Source organism: Clostridioides sp. ES-W-0016-02, from assembly GCF_020641035.1.
GTDB lineage: Bacteria > Bacillota > Clostridia > Peptostreptococcales > Peptostreptococcaceae > Clostridioides.
In genome coordinates, this window is the sequence record NZ_CP061361.1 from 3,533,350 (window position 1) to 3,552,563 (window position 19,214).

Consider the following 19,214-nt stretch of genomic DNA (forward strand, 5'->3'; position numbering starts at 1 on the left):
CCTTGTTATCCTTATTGTCATCTATAACACTTATTCTTAGTTATAAAAATAAGGAATAGTTTGTCTACTATCCCTCAAAAAAATCTTAATATTCAAATTTATAATATACACCTTACCTATAATTCTAATAAATTAAAAACCATACAAATAATAAATACTTCCTATATACTTAAGCTCTATATACTTAAAGTTTATTTTAGAGACTCCATATTATTTATAGTATTTAAAATCTTGATAATGGAATATCTATTATTATTATAAATTTATTTTCATCAACTTTTATTTTTTATTGTTTGGTGGTTTAAGTGGAAGTGGTGCTGATTTATTGGTCGGTTTTTTAGTTCAGTCTGGTCATAAGATATTTACTGCTGCATTCTTTCCAAGAATCCTTAGCAATATAGTAGACAAGCCTTTATCTTGTATTATGGTTGTGTATTTTATAAGTAAAATGCCTAAAGGTTTTATATCTCAATATAATAGAAGTACATCTAGTTCTTCTTAATAAGTTGTATATCATATCTAATTTATTAAATATTATGATAAATTTATATACATATATTTGTATAACAATATTTTCTACTTCATTTTTCATTAATTTTAATATTAATGATTCAATTATGTAATATTTGTATTAATTTAATTAAATACAATCTCTTAATATAAATTTAGATTCTAAATCTGTATTAAGTGGTTGTATTTTTATTTATTTCTAATTACCATACATATCCCTCCAAACTGCTCATTTATTCTCTTAAATATATAAAATAAAGTAAGAGGTTTATAATAAACCTCTTACTTTATTTTATATATTTATAATTAGATTTTATTAACAGTACTCCACTGCCCCTACTACTTTTCCTACACATCCACAAACTTCCATCCTACTCTTAACAAATTCTTTAACCGAATCTAGACCTTTTTTACCATATTTCTTAGGGTCAATTACCTCTGGGTCAGAATTAAGCACATCCTTAACCCCATTACTATAAGCAATCCTTAACTCTGTTGCATAATTAACCTTGCAAATCCCTCTTTTTATAGATTCTTTAATAATCTCATCTGGTATCCCTGACCCACCATGTAATACTAATGGAACTGATACAACCTCTCTAATTTCAGACAATCTATCTAAATCAAGCTTTGGCTCTCCCTTATATAACCCATGTGCCGTACCTATTGCTACTGCTAAAGATGATACCCCTGTTCTTTCTACAAATTCTTTTGCTTCTAGTGGGTCTGTATATGCTCCACCATCACCACCATCTAAATCGTCTTCCTTACCTCCAACTTTACCTAATTCAGCTTCAACAGGTATATCTGAAGGTGTACATGCATCTACAACAGCTTTAGATACTGATATATTATCTTCGTAACTTTCATGAGAACCATCAATCATAATAGAAGTATATCCAACTCTAAGTGCCTGCATTGCTAGCCCAAAACTTGAACCATGGTCTAAGTGCATAGCCACAGGAATACTTGCCTTCTCTGATGCAACCTTTACATTTGCTAAATAATAATCCAATCCTGCATACTTTATTGTTGAAGGTGTTGTCTGTAGTATTACAGGTGATTTAAGTTCTTCAGCAGCTTCTATTACTGCCATAACCATCTCCATATTTTCAACATTAAATGCTCCTACTGCATAATGCCCTTCTTGTGCATCTAATAATATTTGTTTAGTTGTCACTAATGCCATAATTCATCCTCCTATATATTTATAATGATTTAATTTCTTCATTATTTAATTTTGATACTATTTCTATGCTTGTCTTACTATTTATTAACTCATTTAAAAATTCTTCGTCCATTAGTTTTGCAGATAGTTGAGACAATGTCTTTAAATGTAAATTATCACCATTGTCTGTAGCTGCTATCATAAATATAAGATGTACTGGGCTTCCATCCTCTGATTCAAAATCAAACCCTTCTTTTGATACACCAACTGCTACTCGTGGTACTTTTACTGCATCTGTTTTTGCGTGTGGTATCGCTATGCCCATACCAAAACCTGTAGATGATATTTCTTCTCTCTTATGAATTTCTTCTTTAAATTTATTTTTATCTAAAAGAACACCTGATTTATCAAGTATTTCAACCATTTCATCAATTACATCTGTTTTACTTTTTCCTTTAACATCTAAAACTACTGTTTCTTCGTTATACAAAGAGACTTTATTAGATACGTTTTCCGATTTTGTAATTTCCTTTTTATATTCATTTTTAATTTCATCTGTATTTTCTGTAGTATTATTGTTATTTACTACCTTAGGTGTAACTATCATATAAAGTATTGCGCCTACTAATGAACCTGCAAGTATACATCCTACCCATAAAAGCGGCTTATTTACTAGTCCTAAGACTAAAAATCCTCCATGTGGAGCTGGTACTTCTATTTTCATTATGTAAGTTAAAATCGCTGATATTGATGACCCAATCATAAGTACTGGCAACACTTTCAGTGGATTCTTTGCCGCGAAAGGTATCGCTCCTTCTGTTATATGAGTACTACCTAGTATATAATTAATTAATCCTGCCGCTCTGTCTTCTTCTGTAAATCTATTTTTAAATAAAGTAGATGCTATAGCTATTACTAATGGTGGTGTTATACAAGCTGCAGATACACCTGCCATAAATAAGTAGTTTCCTTGACCTAGAAGCATAGTTCCAGTCACATATGCTGCTTTATTTACTGGACCTCCCATATCAAATGCTGACATACATCCTATTACTAATCCTAGGATTATAGGACTTGAGTTCTGTAACCCTGAAAGGAAATTCATCATAGCATTGTTAAGAGCTGAACATGGTCCCCCAAGTAACAACATAGATATACCAACAACACCCACACTGACTATAGGAATTATAAAAATAGATTTAAGTCCTTCTAACTGTCTTGGTAATTTTCTCAATAAGTACACAAATAATTTAACTGCATAACCTGCCAAAAATCCCGATATAATTCCACCTAAGAACCCTGAACCTGTGTCAAACGATATCATTCCTCCAACAAGCCCTGCCAACATACCAGGTCTACCTGATACAGATTGAGCTATAAACGCCGCTAATACAGGAACCATCAAATTCATAGAATATCCACCAACAGATTTTAATGTAGCTGCTATCTGATTATACTGTTCTGAATTTGGGTCAAATGAGTAAATCCCCCACAAAAATGATATAGCAGTTAGCACTCCGCCTGCTACTACTAAAGGTAGCATATGAGATACTCCATTCATTAAGTCTTTATATAGTTTTTGACCAAACGACAAATTCCCTTCTTCTGTAAATTTGCTACTTGATGTATTTCCCTTTCTAACTGCTACTTTACCATCAATACACTTTTGTATAAGCTCACTAGCTTTGTGTATACCTTCTTTTACAGGTACCTCTATTACTGGTTTTCCATTAAATCTATCCATATCAACGTTTTTATCACAAGCAACTATTATTGCATCTGCCATTTCGATATCTTTTGCTGTTAATTTATTCTCTACTCCTATGGCTCCATTTGTTTCAACTTTTATATCACATCCTAATTCTTTAGCTGATTTTTTTAATGCTTCTTCTGCCATAAATGTATGTGCAATTCCAGTTGGACAACCTGTTACCCCAAGGATTATCTTTCTCCCCATTTTTATACCACCTTTCTGACTTTTATATTTTTTATGTACTCTTCTACATTCGCCAAACTACCGATACCATTACTTTCAGCCACACTTGCACCCGTTGCAGCAGACCTTTTCAATGCTTCTTCAATATCTTCTGGATTTTCCAACCATATACTTAAAAAAGCAGCTAATGCAGAATCACCAGCACATGCAGAGCTAACAACTGTAACTGGTTGAGCACTAGCATAATAAATTGCTTCTCCATTGTAAAAATAAGAACCTTTTTCTCCTAAAGTTAGTAATATATTTTGAGCTCCTTTCAAATGTAGTAACTTAAGCACATCCTTAATGTCCTCTTCATCTCTTACAATAATTCCAAATATATCTTTGATTTCTTCATCATTTGGTTTTATCAAGTATGGATTATATTCTAATAACTCCTTTAATTTCGGTGAACTTATATCAAGTATTGTTTTTATATTTTTATTTTTACAAATCTCAAATATATCTTCATAGTAATTATCATCAATACCAGGTGGTAAACTTCCACTTATTGACAAGTAATTTATATCTTCTAATGACTCTATCTTCTCTATCATTTCTAGCTTTTGCTTTGCATTTACATATGACCCAGAGTTTACAAATTTAAACTCATCATTTCCATCATTTAAAAATATATTTATACGAGTAGTATCTTCTACCCAGGTAGGTAGTACATCAAACCCTTTCTTTTCACTTTCTTCAACTATATATTTTCCTGAGAATCCTCCAAAAAAACCTAATATCTTGGACTCTATACCATAATAACCTAGTACAAATGTCACATTTAAACCTTTTCCATTAGGAGAATATGTAGCATTTGATGTACGATTTACTAATTTACTTTTTATACCGTTAGTAGATATGTTCATATCTATTGCTGGATTCGTGGTTAATGTATATATCATTGTCTTCCCCCTTGCTTCTGCTGTGTATGTTTTCATTATAATAAAAAAGTCTATGAAAATCTTTTCATAAAAAGAAAATAGATTTTCATAGACTTTTTCAATTTAATTTTCAGAATTATTATATTTGACCATATAATCTATAATTATCCTAGATATAATGTACAATGGTAACCTAGATGACACTTCATACTCAGAGATTGAGATATGATAATGTTTATATCCTACAATATATAAATCAGAATAGTTTATAAGTTTTGCATTTTCACTACAACAACATGTTATAACTTTGGCTCCACTTAAATTGGCATTTTGTGCTGATTCTACAAGTTCTTTAGTGTTTCCATTCAACGAAAATATGATTATAAGTTCATCTTCTTTCATTGATTTAGATTTTATTTTCATTATATTAGGGTCATTTATAAAAAACACATTAAAATCAAGTAATTGTAACTTAAGGCTAAACTCTTTTGCTACATATTCAGTAAGACCTCTTGCTAAGACGTATATCTTACTAGATTCATTTATAGTTTTTATTATATTAATTAGTGTAGTTAAGGATATTTGTTCTATAACTCGTTGTGCTTCTATAAAAGACTTGTTTATTATATCCCCCATATTGTGTATATCATTATTTTCATCTTTTACTGTCAACCTGTATCTAAGTTCATTAAATCCATTTAGGCCACATTTTCTAATTGCTCTTGAAACAGTTGCTGGAGACGAATATGTTTCATGAGCAATCTCTACTATGGACAATTCTGATAATATTGACTCATTTTGATTTATAAATTTAATTATTTCCATTTCCGTTTTCGTTAGATTTTCAGAATTTCTTTTGTTTAACTCAATTATCATATTTTCGCTCTCCTTGTATATACTTTTATTTGTCTAAATTTATCGCATATTATAATATATTACCTCTTAACTACTTATTTTTATACACAATTATGATTTAGTCAATGTCTATAAATATAAATTTAGAATATTATAGTTCTGTACTTTAATTTATTCTGTTATTACTATCTTATTTTGCAATAAAAAAGTAATTACTTAATCACTAAGATTGAGTAATTACAAATTTTTTAGCCTACAAGTAGCTTATTATGAATAGTTAAAATTATTTTCAATATGGATTAATATATCCTCTAAAGGACTTATTTCAATATCAAACCCTAGCTATGTCAGTCTTTTTATTTAGTACCTTTTAATACCTTTATAAGATTAAATATTTGTACTGTTGTGGCAGTCATATTATTACTTGCCGTTTCCTTATCCATTGCTTCTTCTATGGTCATAGCCCTATTTACTATAGAAAAATAAGCATCTATCCCTTCTTCATTACACTTAACTGCATCTTCTGTCGTTGCTCCAGCCAAACCTATTACTTTTGCCCCATATTTTTTAGCCATCTTTGCAACTCCTATTGGTGCTTTGCCCATAGCTGTTTGATTATCCAATTTACCTTCTCCAGTTATTACAAAGTCTGCACATTTTAACTCGTTCTCTATTTTAATTTCTTCTAATATTATTTTTACTCCAGATTCTAATTTTGAATTTAAAAACGCTAAAAATGCAAAACCTAATCCACCTGCTGCTCCAGTACCTTCTATATTGGCTATGTCTTTATCTAAATCACTTTTAACTATCTTAGCAAAATTTCTAAGGCCATTATCTAACTCTTCAATTATTTTTGGTGTTGCACCTTTTTGAGGTCCATATATGTACGCTGCTCCATTTTTACCAAACAGTGGATTATTCACATCACAAGCTATTTTAAAGCTACATTTATCTAATTCTTTTAACCTATTATCTATTTTTATATGTCTTATTTCATTTAAAACTTTTCCACCTAACCCTACTAAGTTGTTGTTTTCATCATAAAACTCAAATCCTAAAGCTTGAAGCATACCTACCCCAGCATCATTAGTAGCACTTCCACCTATTCCAACTATAAAATTTCTATAGCCTTTATTTATTGCTTCTTTTATTATTTCTCCAACACCGTAAGTTGTGGTGTTTAAAGGATTTCTAAGTTCAGTTGGAACTAATGTTAATCCTGATGCTTGAGCCATTTCTATTATTGCTGTATTTGTACTTTTTAATAATCCATATGTCGCATTTACTTTCGTAATTATTGGTCCAGTGACTTCTATAGTTTCTTTTTCACCATTCATACCTTGTACTAAAGCGTCTACTGTTCCTTCCCCACCATCTGCAAGTGGCAATATCTTTACTTTTGCATCTTTTTCAACTTTTAATATCCCCTTTTTTATTGCATTTGCTGCCTCAATTGAAGATAAACTGCCTTTCAAAGAATCTATAGAAATTAATATTTTCATATTTATCTACTCCTTATTTTAAAAATAAAAATTTATAAATTTTAATTTACATTCTATTTTATACTCTACTCCTTTCTTTGTACATACAGTTTCTTGTTTACATCCAGCTCTTACTAGAAATATGCTATACTTTATCATAATTAGCAAGTTGTCAAATCATAATTTAGGAGGATAAAACTATGGAATCTAAATATACAGAAATAAACTCAAAGACCTTTGATAAATGGAATAAAGAAGGCTGGGAATGGGGACAACCTATCAGTCATGAAGTTTTTGAACGAGCCAAAGCTGGAGATTGGTCCGTTGTACTGACACCCACTAAACCCGTTCTGAAAAATTGGTTCTGTGATATGAAAAATACAAAAATACTAGGATTAGCGTCTGGAGGCGGACAACAAATGCCAATTTTCACTGCATTGGGAGCTCAATGTACAGTTTTAGATTATTCAACTTCACAATTATTAAGTGAAAAAAAGGTTGCAGAAAGGGAAAAGTATTCTATTGAACTTGTACAAGCTGACATGGCAAAGCCACTACCTTTTAAAGATGAAAGTTTTGACTTAATATTTCATCCAGTTTCTAATTGTTATGTAGAAGATGTATTACCAATTTGGAAAGAGTGTTATCGTATACTAAAAAAAGGTGGTATACTTTTATCTGGACTTGATAATGGCATCAATTTTGTATTTAATGAAGAAGGAACAGAATTCCAATATAGGCTTCCATTTAATCCTTAAAAAAATAAAAATATATATGATGAATCAATCCAAAATGATTGGAGAATTCAATTTTCTCATACAATTGAAGAACAAATAGGTGGACAACTACAAGCAGGATTTATTTTAACAGATATTTATCAAGATACAAATGGTTCTGGTAATCTTCATGAATTTAATATTCCATCATTTTACGCAACTAGAGCAGTAAAAAAATAAAACTATTTATACAAAAAGCAGTATAACACCAAAATGCTATACCGCTTATCATAAATTTAAAAGAATCCTTATAAAATATCTATAAATATAGCCCTTTGTGAATTTCAATACTAGAGATAAAATTCCAAAACTACACACGATTATATTTATACATCCAATTTATAGATAGAAAATTTATTACAATCTTTATAATTTTATTCTCTAATAATTATAAGAATTACTTGACTTCAATATCATTATATTTTTTTGAATATACATTAGTCATATAGAAATATATAGGAACTACAATTACCATACCACCTAGTCCCCAAACTATCTTCATTGGTTCATCAATACCTGCTTTTATCAATAATACTATACTTATAGCTACTGCAAATATTGGTATAATCACTCCTCCAGGTATCCTAAAGTTTATGTCTTTACCAGCATACTTCTTCCTTAATATTAATACAGCTAGACAGGTAGGAATATATTGAATAAATCTAGATACAACACTTATTTGAGATAGTGTTGTAAATGACCCTGACCATGCTATTAATAAAGTTCCTATAACAGAAACTATAATTGCTATATATGGAGCTCCATTTTTATTAGTTTTTCTTATAGACTTAGGCATTAATCCTTGCTCGACCAAAGCAGCCGCAGACCTTGGTGTAAATATAGATGATGCAATATTTATTCCTCCAACAGATACTATAGTCCCTATTGTAATTATATATCCACCTATAGGACCTAACATTTTAATAGCAGCATCTGCAACAGGAGTCGCTGACCCTCTTAATCCATCTCCCAATACACCTATACTTATCCCCAATATAAGCATATATATTACTGATACTACAAACATTACCATTACTAATGCCTTAGGTACATTTTTCTTAGGATTTTCCATATCTTTTGCTGCAACAGCTAAAGATTCAAACCCCGTAAAAGCATAAAATAAAGTTATTGATACTGCTACAAAAGCTGATGATGTACTTTGACCTTTTTGTATTATTATAAATGGCGTAAAATTAGAGCCTTTTATAAAAAATAAACCTACAGCTATAAATAAAACTATTGGTAATAATTTTCCTATAGTCATTATATTGTTTAAATGCTTAGATTGCTTCATTCCCATAAAATTTATAAGCCCAAGCCCTCCAACTAATATACCAATTATTATATTTTTAATAAGTGGCTCTGCTGCTTGAGGCCATATAGATGATAGTGTGACTGCAAAAAAGTTTGCCATAGTTGCCCAAGCAATCATACTAACTATCCACTTCATAAATCCAACTTCAAACCCAATAAAATCTCCAAAGGCCTCTTTTGCATAAAGATACGGCCCTCCATCAGTATCAAACCAACTCCCTGCTTCAGCAAAACATAAAGCAATAGAGACAGCTAAAAACATACAAAAAACTAATACTAAGATACTCGCTGGACCTATACTTGTATATGCATCTCCAGGTAAGCCAAATATACCTGACCCTATTATTGCATTAATCCCTAATAATACAATACTCCAGAAACCTAACTTAACACTTTTTTTCATTGTTATTCCTCCAAACTCAACTTAAAATATAGTTATAATTATTTTTCTTTAGATGCTTCTTTAACTATCGCCATAAATATTTTTTTCATATTATCACAATCCTTAGTCATCATTTCTGGATGCCATTGTATGCCTATTACAAACTCATTCCCATCCTTTTCTATAGCTTCAATTAAACCATCTTTAGCAGTAGCTGAAACAATATATCCTGGAGCTACCTTATTGACAACTAAATGATGGAAACTATTAACTAGGATTTCTTGTTCTCCTAATATTTCATACAACTTTGTACCCTCTTTTATCTGTGCTGTATGTGTAGGTATATTAGATAAATGTTGCTGATTATGTTTTATGTAAGCTCCTTCAATTAAAGATAAATCTTGATATAAACTCCCTCCCTCAGCTACATTTATAATTTGTTCACCTCTACATATACCTAACACTGGTTTTTTCATATCTAAAGCATACTTTAATAACTTCATATCAAAAACATCTCTTTTAGGTGATATTGCACCTAGCTTATTATGAGGTTCCTCCTTCCATATAAGAGGATTTACATCTTGTCCTCCTGATAGTATAAGTCCATCTATATTTGATACTTGTTCCTTTATAATCTCATCATCATATACAATTGGTACAATATATGGTATAGCTTTACACATAGCTACTGACTGTATATAGTCATTATTTACATAAGCCCTTTCATAACCAGGAAACATCCCCCCTTCATCAATTAATAAGTTTCCTGATATTCCTATTACTGGATATTTCTTTTTAATCACTTTCTTCACCCCTTAAATTATTTATGAACAATAAAAAATGCTACTTCTCTCTTAAAGAGCAAGTAGCATACCAATATTTTAATTGTTTAAAAATTCTAATTTATTTTTAAAATACTTTTTCTAAGGAATCAGTTATATAAATCACTCTATTGATTTATATTTTATTTTAATCCTATTTAATTCGACTTTTTGAATAGTGTTAATTCTAATTAATAGGCAAAATAGGCATTCATACTTTCCTTTTTATTAACCTATTAAATACTATTTAATATATTTTTTCCTCTTCTATTTAACTCACTTCCCTTTCTACCTGATTCACATATTATCAAATCTAGTTCTTTAAGTATATTAAGTATTCCCCTTACCTCACCTTCTGTTATACTATAACCTAATTCATTTATTGAATTAACAATACCATTTCTACCTATGTTTTTATTAAGGTTATTGGCATTTTTTAAGCATTCCATTACTAATCTTACTTTTTCTATAGATGTTCTATCTTTTAATGTACTTATTTCTTTACTATAGTCTTCAGTTATATTTAGTAAATTATGAGGTAAGTCATTAATTAAAATAACATGTTCAGAACTCATAATGTTAATATACATAGCTGTATTTTTTAATTCTCTTATATTCCCTGGCCATTCATATGCATTAATAATGCCTTTAACATCTTGACTAATTTCCCTCTTCCTTTTCATAAAATGCTTTAGCATAACTTCTATATCTTCTTTTCTCTCTCTTAAAGGTGGTATGTTTATAGGCAATACATTTATCCTATAATATAAATCAGTTCTGAACCTATCTTTTTTTATCATTTCTAATAAATTTTTATTTGTAGCTGCAATTACTCTTACATCAGTGTCTATTACATTTTCCCCCCCAACTCTCATGACTTGATTTTCTTGTAATACTCTAAGTAATTTGCTTTGTAAATATATGGGCATGTCTCCTATTTCATCTAAAAATATAGTTCCATTATTAGCTTGCTCAAATAAACCTTTTTTCCCTCCTCTTAAAGCACCTGTAAAAGCACCTTCTTCATATCCAAAAAGTTCACTTTCAAGTAGGTTTTCTGGCATAGCTGCACAGTTTATCGCTATAAATGGCTGACTATGCCTTGGTGATGCATTATGAATAGACTGAGCCATAAGTTCTTTTCCTGTTCCACTTTCTCCAGTTATAAGAACTGTATAATCAGATTCCGCTATTTTCATACCTAGCTCTTTAGTTCTTTCCATTTTTACTGATACTGTTTTTATGTCATCAAAGGTATACCTAGCAACTTGTCCCTTTTCTCTAAGCTTCTTTGATAGGTTTTGTTCCAATTTCCTTATGTAAGTTATTTCTTGAATACAAAAATAATATCCAGTCACCCTTCCAAAACTTTCTATATTATACTTATTTACATTTAAATATTTATTATTAAACTTTATAACTTCATCATGTGCCTTACTTAATCTAAAAATCTTTTTAATATTTTCATTCTCTAATTCATCTATATTTTTTCCTATAATATCATTTTTAATATCTAGTATATCACTCAAGCTATTATTACAAATAATTACATTTTCCTTCTCTGATATCATTGCCATACCTAGGTTTGATAAGTTTATTATAGAATTCAATTCATCTGCTTTTATAGTAAGTTCTTTATATTTAGTATTTATTCCTGAATATAAACTAATCACTTCATCTATATACTTAATTAGCCTCTCAGTAATTTCCTTATCATCCAGTTTGAGTTTTGCTATTATTTGAATAAATGTTGAACTATCAATATACCTATGCCCTAAATCAATAACTTCTTCAATATATTTTGGAACTAAATCTGCTTCTCCTGGTGTTACAGCTATCTTAATATTTCTATATTCTTCATTAGGATTATATGGTATGAAATTTAAGTGATTTATTCCTATATTGTATAAATTAGATATTGTTTCTAATACAGTGTGCTTATTATCATTTACTACTAATACATCTATTCCTTCTGGTAATGAAAATAACTTGTATATATCCTTTTGCTTTATAGTTCTATTTATAATTATTATCTTTGAGACATCTTTTACATATTTTTTTATTTTCAATACTCTATCATCTATCATTACTAATATTATGTCATCTTTTATCGATTCTTCTTCTGTTATTCTATTTAAATAATAGTTTTTTATTATTACTTTATCTTTAAATATCAGCTTTAGGTTTTTATTTAAAAAACACTCTAATTTAGATAATCCATCAGTTACTACTGCTATTGTTTTCATTATAAATCTATCCTTTCTTTTGTTTATATTATATAAAATTTTAATAGTTCTAATATAGTTCAAAATCTTTTAACTTATATAAAGCAAAAGTTATGCCAAATTGATAGATTTCTTATTTTTTATTTAACCTTAAGCTAGAAATATTATTATATGATTAAGATTAGATAAATAATATAACTTTAGCTATAGAATCTACAAAAACATGACTCCTATCAAAAAATAAAAAGGTATTACCAACTTTCTGGTAATACCTTTTTATCTTATTTTTAATTTAAATTAATTCAAATGATTTTTCTTAATCTCATCAAGTAGCCCATCTTCTAGGTAAATTTCTAATGCACATCCTACCATTGCCTTTACTGCTTTGTGAAGTTTATCATAAGCTTCCTCAGAATTTGCATAATTTAGAAACTCTTTTTCATGAACATATACCATTGGATTTATGTCTAGAGCTATTTCCGTATACATAGTAGGACAAACTTGGCTTACGTTTCCTATGTCTGTAGAACCTACTGGACCTTCTTTTCCTTCTAATATATCTGTTATACCTGCCTCAATTAGATTATTCTTTGTTATATTCTGAAGCACCTTATTATTTATTATATTGTCAAAAGAATTTTCAAAGTATCTATAAGAAAGTTTAGCACCTGTCATTAACTCTGCACCTTTTGCACAGTTTATAACCTTTTTAGTTACTTCATCTAAATAACTTCTTTCAGCAGCTCTTACAAAAAATTCACAGGCAGCTTTTTCTGGAACTATGTTTGGAGCTTCTCCTCCATTTGAAACTATCCCATGTATTCTAACATCTGATTTTACATGCTGTCTTAGTGCATTTATTCCTGCAAAAGTAAGTTGTACTGCATCTAATGCATTAACACCCATATGAGGATGGCTAGCTGCATGTGCTGATACCCCTTCAAAACTAAACTCTATTGAATCTATTGCCAAAGCCTTGCAGTTTATGTTATTAAAAGCTTCTATATGCATCTGATAACTTACATCAATATCATCAAAAGCTCCTGCCTTAACTAAATCACACTTTCCTCCTGTTGTTTCTTCAGCTGGTGTTCCTATTAGTACAATTTTTCCTTTAAAATTTTCTTTTAACTTACTTAGCACTATACAAGCTCCTAATGTAGATGCAGCAATCCAGTTATGTCCACAAGCATGACCTGGTTCTTTATTTTCTCCATATCCAGGCAATGCGTCATACTCAGCTAAAAATGCTATAGTTGGACCATCATTATCCCCTAGTTCTGCTCTAAAAGCAGTATCCATATTACAATATGGATAAGTTGTATCAAATCCATATTCCTTCATTTTATCTACCAAGTACTTTGATGATATATATTCTTCTTCTCCTAGTTCTGGATTGTTAAATATAAAATCACATACTTCTTCAATTTCTTTTCCCAGTTCATTCTCTATCTCATAAGCTCTTTTCTTTATACTTTCAATCATAATATACCTCCTATTAGAATCCAACAAATAATCCTATTGTTAAAAACACCATTACAGTAATTGTTAATACTACCATTAAAGGCATTACAAATCTAACCCACTTTGACCAAGGAATATTAGCTACTGCTAGTGCTCCCATTAAAACACCTGATGTAGGTGTTATTAAGTTAGTTACACCTATACCAAATTGATAAGCTGTAACTATCATTTGTCTAGATACATCTACTAAATCTCCAAGTGGAGCAAGTACAGGTATTGTAAGTGATGCAAGTCCTGATGCAGATGGTATAAAAAATGCTATTAAACCTTCTATTAAGAAAGTTAAATTTATAAATATAGTCTTTGGAAGTCCATTTAATAAATTTGCGGCAGAATTTAAAATTGTATCTATTATAAATCCATTTTCTGCTATTATTACTATTCCACGTGCAAATGCTATACATAGCCCTGCTGTCATTAAATCTCCTGCTCCACTTATAAATGAATTAACTATGTCATCTTGTTTAAGCCCTGATGCTATTCCTGATATTATACCTATAGCTGTAAATATCATTGCAATTTCAGTTATGTACCATCCTAGCTTTAAAACTCCATATATCATAATTGCCATACCTATTGTGAAAATTGCTATTACCATAGCTTCTCTTTTTGTAAATTCTTTTATGTTTGTATCAGTATTAGCCATTGATTCTTGATTCAATGATATACCATGTACTAAAGACTTCTTAGGGTCTTTTTTAACTTTATTGGCATACATCATAACAAATCCTATAGATATAGCCATATATATTATAAACATAACAACTCTCAACTCTATCCCAGAACCTGGTGTTATTTGTGACAATGCTTGTGCTATTCCTACAGAGAAAGGATTAGTAGTAGCTGCTCCAAATCCAGCTGTTGCTCCTATAAATACTGTAGCCACTGCTGTTAATGAATCATATCCCATACTGGTCATGAGTGGAATAAATATCATATAAAAAGGTAGTGTTTCTTCACTCATTCCAAATGTTGTTCCACCTAATCCAAATAGAATCATTGATATAGGTATTATTAAGAATTGGAATCTTTTCATTTTATTTACAGTATGAGCTATAACAGCTTCTATAGCTCCTGTTTTGTTAACTATTCCAAAAGCTCCTCCAACTATCAAAACAAATCCAACTACTTCAGCTGCATCTATAAATCCATTTATAGGTGCTGTAAATACATCAGTAATTCCTTGTGGATTTGATGCTGCTTTTTCATAAGTTCCAGCTACAACAACCGACCTTCCATCTATATCTACCCTTTCAAAATTTCCACTTGGTACTATCCAAGTAAGAACTGCCATTACTACTATTAGTAAAAATATTATAGTAAGTGTCTGTGGCATAGTAAACTTTTTCTTTTTTAAACTGCTCATTTTTAATCTCCCCCACTTTTAAAATTAAAATATTTTATTATTGCTTCCCTTTTCTATCCTATTTTATATAGATGTAAAAAAGCTCAACATGGATACATGTTGAGCTGAATGCGCTAAATACAATATACCTACATCTTCCCTTTATCTTAGTTAAGATAGCTCTCCATCAAAATTCGGGATAATTTTGATGACAGTACTGTACTTATTAAATACAGCCCCAGCACTAGATTTGGACACTAGCACTTCGGCACTTACTCCTTTTATATTGCTTCATTGGCTTCCGACCTCTTCAATATTAATCTTAGTAAATGCGACCTCTACCTCAATCTTTTTATTAGATGAGGTAATTCTTATTAAATTTTATTTATTCTAAATAATTGTAGCATAATATGTCGAGATTGTAAATATTTTCAGAAGAGTTTATATGCTTCCATAATATTAACAAATCTAGCTTATACTATTCCAGTATATAATTACAACTTTAGTTTTATGTCTAAAAATATATTTGTTTTCTCTTTTTTCTATTATCTTATCTATATACTTATCCAACATATCGCTAAAGTTAATCTTTTTATTTAATTCTGTTTCCATTTTAAAAAGTATATCCTCTACACTATCGAATTCAATTTCATTTTCTACATCAATAAACTTTATATCTGCACATATATTTAAAGAATGTAGTATATTTGGAATGTATATATAATCTGGACAAGTTCTATCTTTATCACCTAAATCCATATACAAATCATTAAATAATGGTTTTTGAATAGTTCTCACTATAATCACTTTTTCTTTAGCTAGCTTATCCATCTTACTCAAAGCATCTTTAATATCCCAAATTCGATAAAGAGAATTCACAGATAAAATATAATCACTATGCCCAACATTAATCTCTTCCCATTTTCCTTGTATTGTATCTATATTAGTTATATTATGTTCCCTAGCCTTTCCTTCAAGCACATTAAGCATATCTATTGAAAAATCATTAGCAATTATACCTTTACATTTCTTAGAAAGTGGAATAGTAAATTTTCCGGTACCTGCACCAATTTCTATAAGATTTTTTCCTTCATCTATTAACTTATCTACAAAATTAAATACTTCTTTTGAATAATCATAAAGCGTTGGCTTATCATCATATTTATGAGATAATTTTTTAAAAAACTTTCTTTCCGCTTCATCATCAAAAGCTCTTTCTCTTGCATATCCTTCTTTACTTTCAATATACTCATGCCATTTTTTCTCAAAATCTATATCTTTATAGTACATAATTACTCTTCCTTTCTAAAAATATTAGGGCGAGATTTGTAATTTTCTATACTCAAAAAACTACTCTTACTAATGTAATGATTGATTAATTAAACAATTGATTACTATATTTTAAAAATTAGTGAAATTCTCAACAAGCTCTTTGGTATAAGCATGCTTTGCACTTTTATACAATTCCTTAGCATCTATAATTTCAACTATCTTGCCATTTAACATGACTGCAACCTCATCACTAACTTCTTTTACTAAGTCTATATCATGAGATATAAATAAATAGGTTATATTAAACTGTTTTTGAGCTTTCTTCAAAACCTGTATAACTTGAGCTTGCACAGATACATCTAGCATTGATGTAGGTTCATCTAATATCATAAATTTAGGATTTAATAAAAGCACTCTAGCTAAAGCAACTCTTTGTATTTGTCCTCCACTTACTTGATGTGGGTATCTATTTAAAATTTCCTCACTAAGCCCAACAAAACTTAAATATTCCATTATGTATTCTCTTGCTTTATTCTTTTCATAGAGTTTATGAATTTTTAATGGTTCCACAAGGCTCCCATATATAGTTTTTTTAGGGCTTAGGGCAGAATCTGGATGTTGAAATATTATCTGTATCTCTTTTCTTAAATCCCTCATTTGAGAAAAATCATAATTACTGATATCTCTACCATTAAAATAAATTTTACCTCTGTCACATTTAATAAGTCTTAAAATAAGCCTTGATAAAGTTGATTTTCCGCATCCACTTTCTCCTACAAGACCTAAGGTTTTTCCCTCTTTGATTTCAAAAGATACATCATCTACCGCCTTAACTATCTTTTTATTGATTATTCCGCTTTTAAACTCCTTATAAAGGTTGCAAACTCTTATCATAAAGAAAACACCTCACTTTTGAACCATTAACATCAAATAGTCTTGGTTCATAATCAATACATGTTTTTTTTGCAACCTTGCATCTCGGAGAAAATCTACATCCTTTTGGTAAGTTTGTTAGACTTGGCGCTATCCCTTCAATGGGTATTAATTTTTTATTTGGCTGTGAATCAATTAAACCTCTCGTATAAGGATGTAGTGGATTATTAAAGATACTATTTTTTGTACCCTCTTCTATGATTTTACCTGCATACATAACTACAACTTCATCACAAAGCTTTTTAGCTAGCATTAAATCATGAGTTATAAGTATCATGCTAACGCCCATATTACTTCTTAAATCATAAAATACTTCATATACTTGCTTTCTTATTATTGCATCCAACCCTTTAGTTGGTTCATCTGCAATTACCCAGTTAGGTTTTAGTGCTGTCCCTATAGCTGCTAATGCTCTTTGACTCATACCTCCACTTAACTGAAATCCATACGAATTATAAACCAACTCACTATTTGAGAAAAAAAAATTTTTTAATATCTCCAAACTTTTACTCTTACAAGAATTCTTTTTTTCTTTTCCATGATAATAAAAAAGTTCATTCATATGACTTCCTATTTTCAATATTGGATTAAAAGAACTTGATGGATTTTGGGGTATTAACGCTATTTTTTTCCCTCTGATTTCTCTAATTTCATTTTCTTTAATTTTTAGCAAATCTTTTTCTTCATATAAGACACTGCCTGAAACAGTTGAGTTATTAGATACAAGGTTCAAAATCCCTAGTCCTAGTACCGATTTTCCACTTCCAGTTTCTCCAATAATTCCTGTAATTTTACCACTTTGAAAGGTTCTAGATATTCCATCTACAGCTCTTACTTTTCCTTCCTTAGTATTAAAATGAATTTTTAAATCTTTTATACTTATATCTCTATTCATAGTTTTTATTCCTTCTAAAGATATTGGCTTAAAGTGTTGCTTTTTTCATCAAACATATCCCTTAGTGCATCTCCAATTAAATTTATACTGCAACACAATAATAATATACTAAACCCAGGTGCTAATAATAGATTTGGATAGCTTCTAAAATGAGTCTTAGCATCATTTATCATAACACCCCAATCTGCTTGTGGGGGTTGTATTCCTAGACCTAAAAAACTTAACGATGCCATAGAAAGTACACTTTTTCCTACCCTTATTGCAAATAGTACTATAAAAGGAGCAAATATATTTGGAATTATATAGTGCAAAATTATATAAATATGACTAGCCCCTAGTGCTCTTGCACCTTCAACATATTTTTCTTCTTTTACCTTTAATACCTCTCCTCTAACTATTCTTGAAAAACCAGCCCAAGAAGTGAATACTATTGCAATTAATAAACTTTTTATACCTGGCCCAAGAACTCCAGCAAGAGCAATCATAAAGCTAAGACTTGGAAGACCTTGAAATATATTTACAATTGACTGTATTATCGTATCTACTATCCCACCACAATATCCTGCTATTATACCCACAAAACTACCAAATAGCATTGTTAATAAGGTTGCTAAAAAAGCTAAAGATATTGATACTCTGGCTCCATATAATATCCTACTTAGAATATCTCTGCCTAGAGTATCTGTACCAAGTATATGTTCTCTAGAAATTCCCATTAATCTATCATCCATTTGTACTTTATTAGGGTCATATGGAGCTAACTCTGGTGCAAATATTGCAACAAGTATCATAATTATTAGCACTAAAAAAGCTAGTTTATGTATAAATAACATTTCTTTAAATTTATTCAT

Annotated in this window: 16 protein-coding genes and 1 riboswitch; of the genes, 2 read left to right on the top strand and 14 right to left on the bottom strand. The window is 29.9% G+C overall.

Annotated elements, in window-relative coordinates; translation table 11 throughout:
* The first annotated feature begins 289 nt into the window (after positions 1-289).
* Positions 290-502, top strand: coding sequence for a hypothetical protein (locus tag IC758_RS16445; RefSeq protein WP_227481963.1), 213 nt, complete (start codon positions 290-292; stop codon positions 500-502).
* 324 nt (positions 503-826) lie between these two features.
* Here IC758_RS16445 and gatY read toward each other — a convergent pair whose 3' ends face one another.
* The 5 genes from gatY to IC758_RS16470 all read right to left on the bottom strand — a co-directional run bounded on the left by gatY (position 827) and on the right by IC758_RS16470 (position 6,897).
* On the bottom strand, positions 827-1,699 hold the full coding sequence (gene gatY, locus IC758_RS16450; RefSeq protein ID WP_227855177.1) for a tagatose-bisphosphate aldolase subunit GatY: 873 nt from the start codon (positions 1,697-1,699) through the stop codon (positions 827-829).
* 19 nt (positions 1,700-1,718) lie between these two features.
* A complete protein-coding gene (locus tag IC758_RS16455) occupies positions 1,719-3,635 on the bottom strand; it encodes a PTS fructose transporter subunit IIABC (RefSeq protein ID WP_227830948.1) in 1,917 nt (638 codons plus the stop codon).
* A gap of 2 nt (positions 3,636-3,637) precedes the next feature.
* Positions 3,638-4,558, bottom strand: a complete 921-nt coding sequence (locus tag IC758_RS16460) for a 1-phosphofructokinase family hexose kinase (protein WP_227835162.1) — start codon at positions 4,556-4,558, stop codon at positions 3,638-3,640.
* 102 nt (positions 4,559-4,660) lie between these two features.
* Entirely contained in the window at positions 4,661-5,413 is a 753-nt protein-coding gene (locus tag IC758_RS16465; RefSeq protein ID WP_227851227.1) for a MurR/RpiR family transcriptional regulator, read from the bottom strand.
* A gap of 335 nt (positions 5,414-5,748) precedes the next feature.
* Positions 5,749-6,897: a glycerate kinase gene (locus IC758_RS16470; RefSeq protein WP_227835161.1), complete on the bottom strand. Its 1,149-nt coding sequence runs from the start codon at positions 6,895-6,897 to the stop codon at positions 5,749-5,751.
* A gap of 179 nt (positions 6,898-7,076) precedes the next feature.
* Between IC758_RS16470 and IC758_RS16475 the strand changes: the two genes are divergently transcribed.
* Complete coding sequence (locus IC758_RS16475) at positions 7,077-7,634, top strand: class I SAM-dependent methyltransferase (protein WP_413927584.1); 558 nt, start codon at positions 7,077-7,079, stop codon at positions 7,632-7,634.
* A gap of 415 nt (positions 7,635-8,049) precedes the next feature.
* Here the strand turns inward: IC758_RS16475 and IC758_RS16480 are convergent, their stop codons facing one another.
* The 9 genes from IC758_RS16480 to IC758_RS16520 form a co-directional block, all read right to left on the bottom strand.
* Complete coding sequence (locus IC758_RS16480) at positions 8,050-9,369, bottom strand: APC family permease (RefSeq protein WP_227835160.1); 1,320 nt, start codon at positions 9,367-9,369, stop codon at positions 8,050-8,052.
* Between the two features lie 38 nt (positions 9,370-9,407).
* Positions 9,408-10,151, bottom strand: coding sequence for a gamma-glutamyl-gamma-aminobutyrate hydrolase family protein (locus IC758_RS16485; RefSeq protein WP_227433863.1), 744 nt, complete (start codon positions 10,149-10,151; stop codon positions 9,408-9,410).
* 254 nt (positions 10,152-10,405) lie between these two features.
* Positions 10,406-12,415 carry a sigma-54 interaction domain-containing protein gene (locus tag IC758_RS16490; protein ID WP_227860598.1) on the bottom strand — a complete coding sequence of 670 codons (2,010 nt, stop codon included), beginning with the start codon at positions 12,413-12,415 and terminating at the stop codon, positions 10,406-10,408.
* Between the two features lie 276 nt (positions 12,416-12,691).
* On the bottom strand, positions 12,692-13,879 hold the full coding sequence (locus IC758_RS16495) for a M20 family metallopeptidase (protein ID WP_227481955.1): 1,188 nt from the start codon (positions 13,877-13,879) through the stop codon (positions 12,692-12,694).
* 13 nt (positions 13,880-13,892) lie between these two features.
* Positions 13,893-15,284, bottom strand: a complete 1,392-nt coding sequence (locus tag IC758_RS16500) for a YfcC family protein (protein ID WP_227433860.1) — start codon at positions 15,282-15,284, stop codon at positions 13,893-13,895.
* Between the two features lie 148 nt (positions 15,285-15,432).
* A riboswitch (Lysine riboswitch) is annotated at positions 15,433-15,612 on the bottom strand.
* A 119-nt stretch (positions 15,613-15,731) separates the two neighbouring features.
* Positions 15,732-16,553: a class I SAM-dependent methyltransferase gene (locus IC758_RS16505; protein WP_227860599.1), complete on the bottom strand. Its 822-nt coding sequence runs from the start codon at positions 16,551-16,553 to the stop codon at positions 15,732-15,734.
* A gap of 111 nt (positions 16,554-16,664) precedes the next feature.
* Positions 16,665-17,429, bottom strand: a complete 765-nt coding sequence (locus tag IC758_RS16510) for an ABC transporter ATP-binding protein (protein WP_227824401.1) — start codon at positions 17,427-17,429, stop codon at positions 16,665-16,667.
* Positions 17,404-18,363 (bottom strand): ABC transporter ATP-binding protein, encoded by a 960-nt coding sequence (locus tag IC758_RS16515; protein ID WP_227835157.1) that lies wholly within the window; start codon positions 18,361-18,363, stop codon positions 17,404-17,406. The genes IC758_RS16510 and IC758_RS16515 overlap by 26 nt, the downstream gene beginning before the upstream one ends.
* Before the next feature lie 14 nt (positions 18,364-18,377).
* Positions 18,378-19,214 carry an ABC transporter permease gene (locus IC758_RS16520; protein WP_227835156.1) on the bottom strand — a complete coding sequence of 279 codons (837 nt, stop codon included), beginning with the start codon at positions 19,212-19,214 and terminating at the stop codon, positions 18,378-18,380.

Excerpts from the sequence above, each read along its gene's own strand:
- gatY (WP_227855177.1), bottom strand. The coding sequence starts at position 1,699 with ATGGCATTAGTGACAACTAAACAAATATTATTAGATGCACAAGAAGGG.
- IC758_RS16455 (WP_227830948.1), bottom strand. The coding sequence starts at position 3,635 with ATGGGGAGAAAGATAATCCTTGGGGTAACAGGTTGTCCAACTGGAATT.
- IC758_RS16460 (WP_227835162.1), bottom strand. The coding sequence starts at position 4,558 with ATGATATATACATTAACCACGAATCCAGCAATAGATATGAACATATCT.
- IC758_RS16465 (WP_227851227.1), bottom strand. The coding sequence starts at position 5,413 with ATGATAATTGAGTTAAACAAAAGAAATTCTGAAAATCTAACGAAAACG.
- IC758_RS16470 (WP_227835161.1), bottom strand. The coding sequence starts at position 6,897 with ATGAAAATATTAATTTCTATAGATTCTTTGAAAGGCAGTTTATCTTCA.
- IC758_RS16475 (WP_413927584.1), top strand. The coding sequence starts at position 7,077 with ATGGAATCTAAATATACAGAAATAAACTCAAAGACCTTTGATAAATGG.
- IC758_RS16480 (WP_227835160.1), bottom strand. The coding sequence starts at position 9,369 with ATGAAAAAAAGTGTTAAGTTAGGTTTCTGGAGTATTGTATTATTAGGG.
- IC758_RS16490 (WP_227860598.1), bottom strand. The coding sequence starts at position 12,415 with ATGAAAACAATAGCAGTAGTAACTGATGGATTATCTAAATTAGAGTGT.
- IC758_RS16495 (WP_227481955.1), bottom strand. The coding sequence starts at position 13,879 with ATGATTGAAAGTATAAAGAAAAGAGCTTATGAGATAGAGAATGAACTG.
- IC758_RS16500 (WP_227433860.1), bottom strand. The coding sequence starts at position 15,284 with ATGAGCAGTTTAAAAAAGAAAAAGTTTACTATGCCACAGACACTTACT.
- IC758_RS16505 (WP_227860599.1), bottom strand. The coding sequence starts at position 16,553 with ATGTACTATAAAGATATAGATTTTGAGAAAAAATGGCATGAGTATATT.
- IC758_RS16510 (WP_227824401.1), bottom strand. The coding sequence starts at position 17,429 with ATGATAAGAGTTTGCAACCTTTATAAGGAGTTTAAAAGCGGAATAATC.
- IC758_RS16515 (WP_227835157.1), bottom strand. The coding sequence starts at position 18,363 with ATGAATAGAGATATAAGTATAAAAGATTTAAAAATTCATTTTAATACT.
- IC758_RS16520 (WP_227835156.1), bottom strand. The coding sequence starts at position 19,214 with ATGAATAAATTTAAAGAAATGTTATTTATACATAAACTAGCTTTTTTA.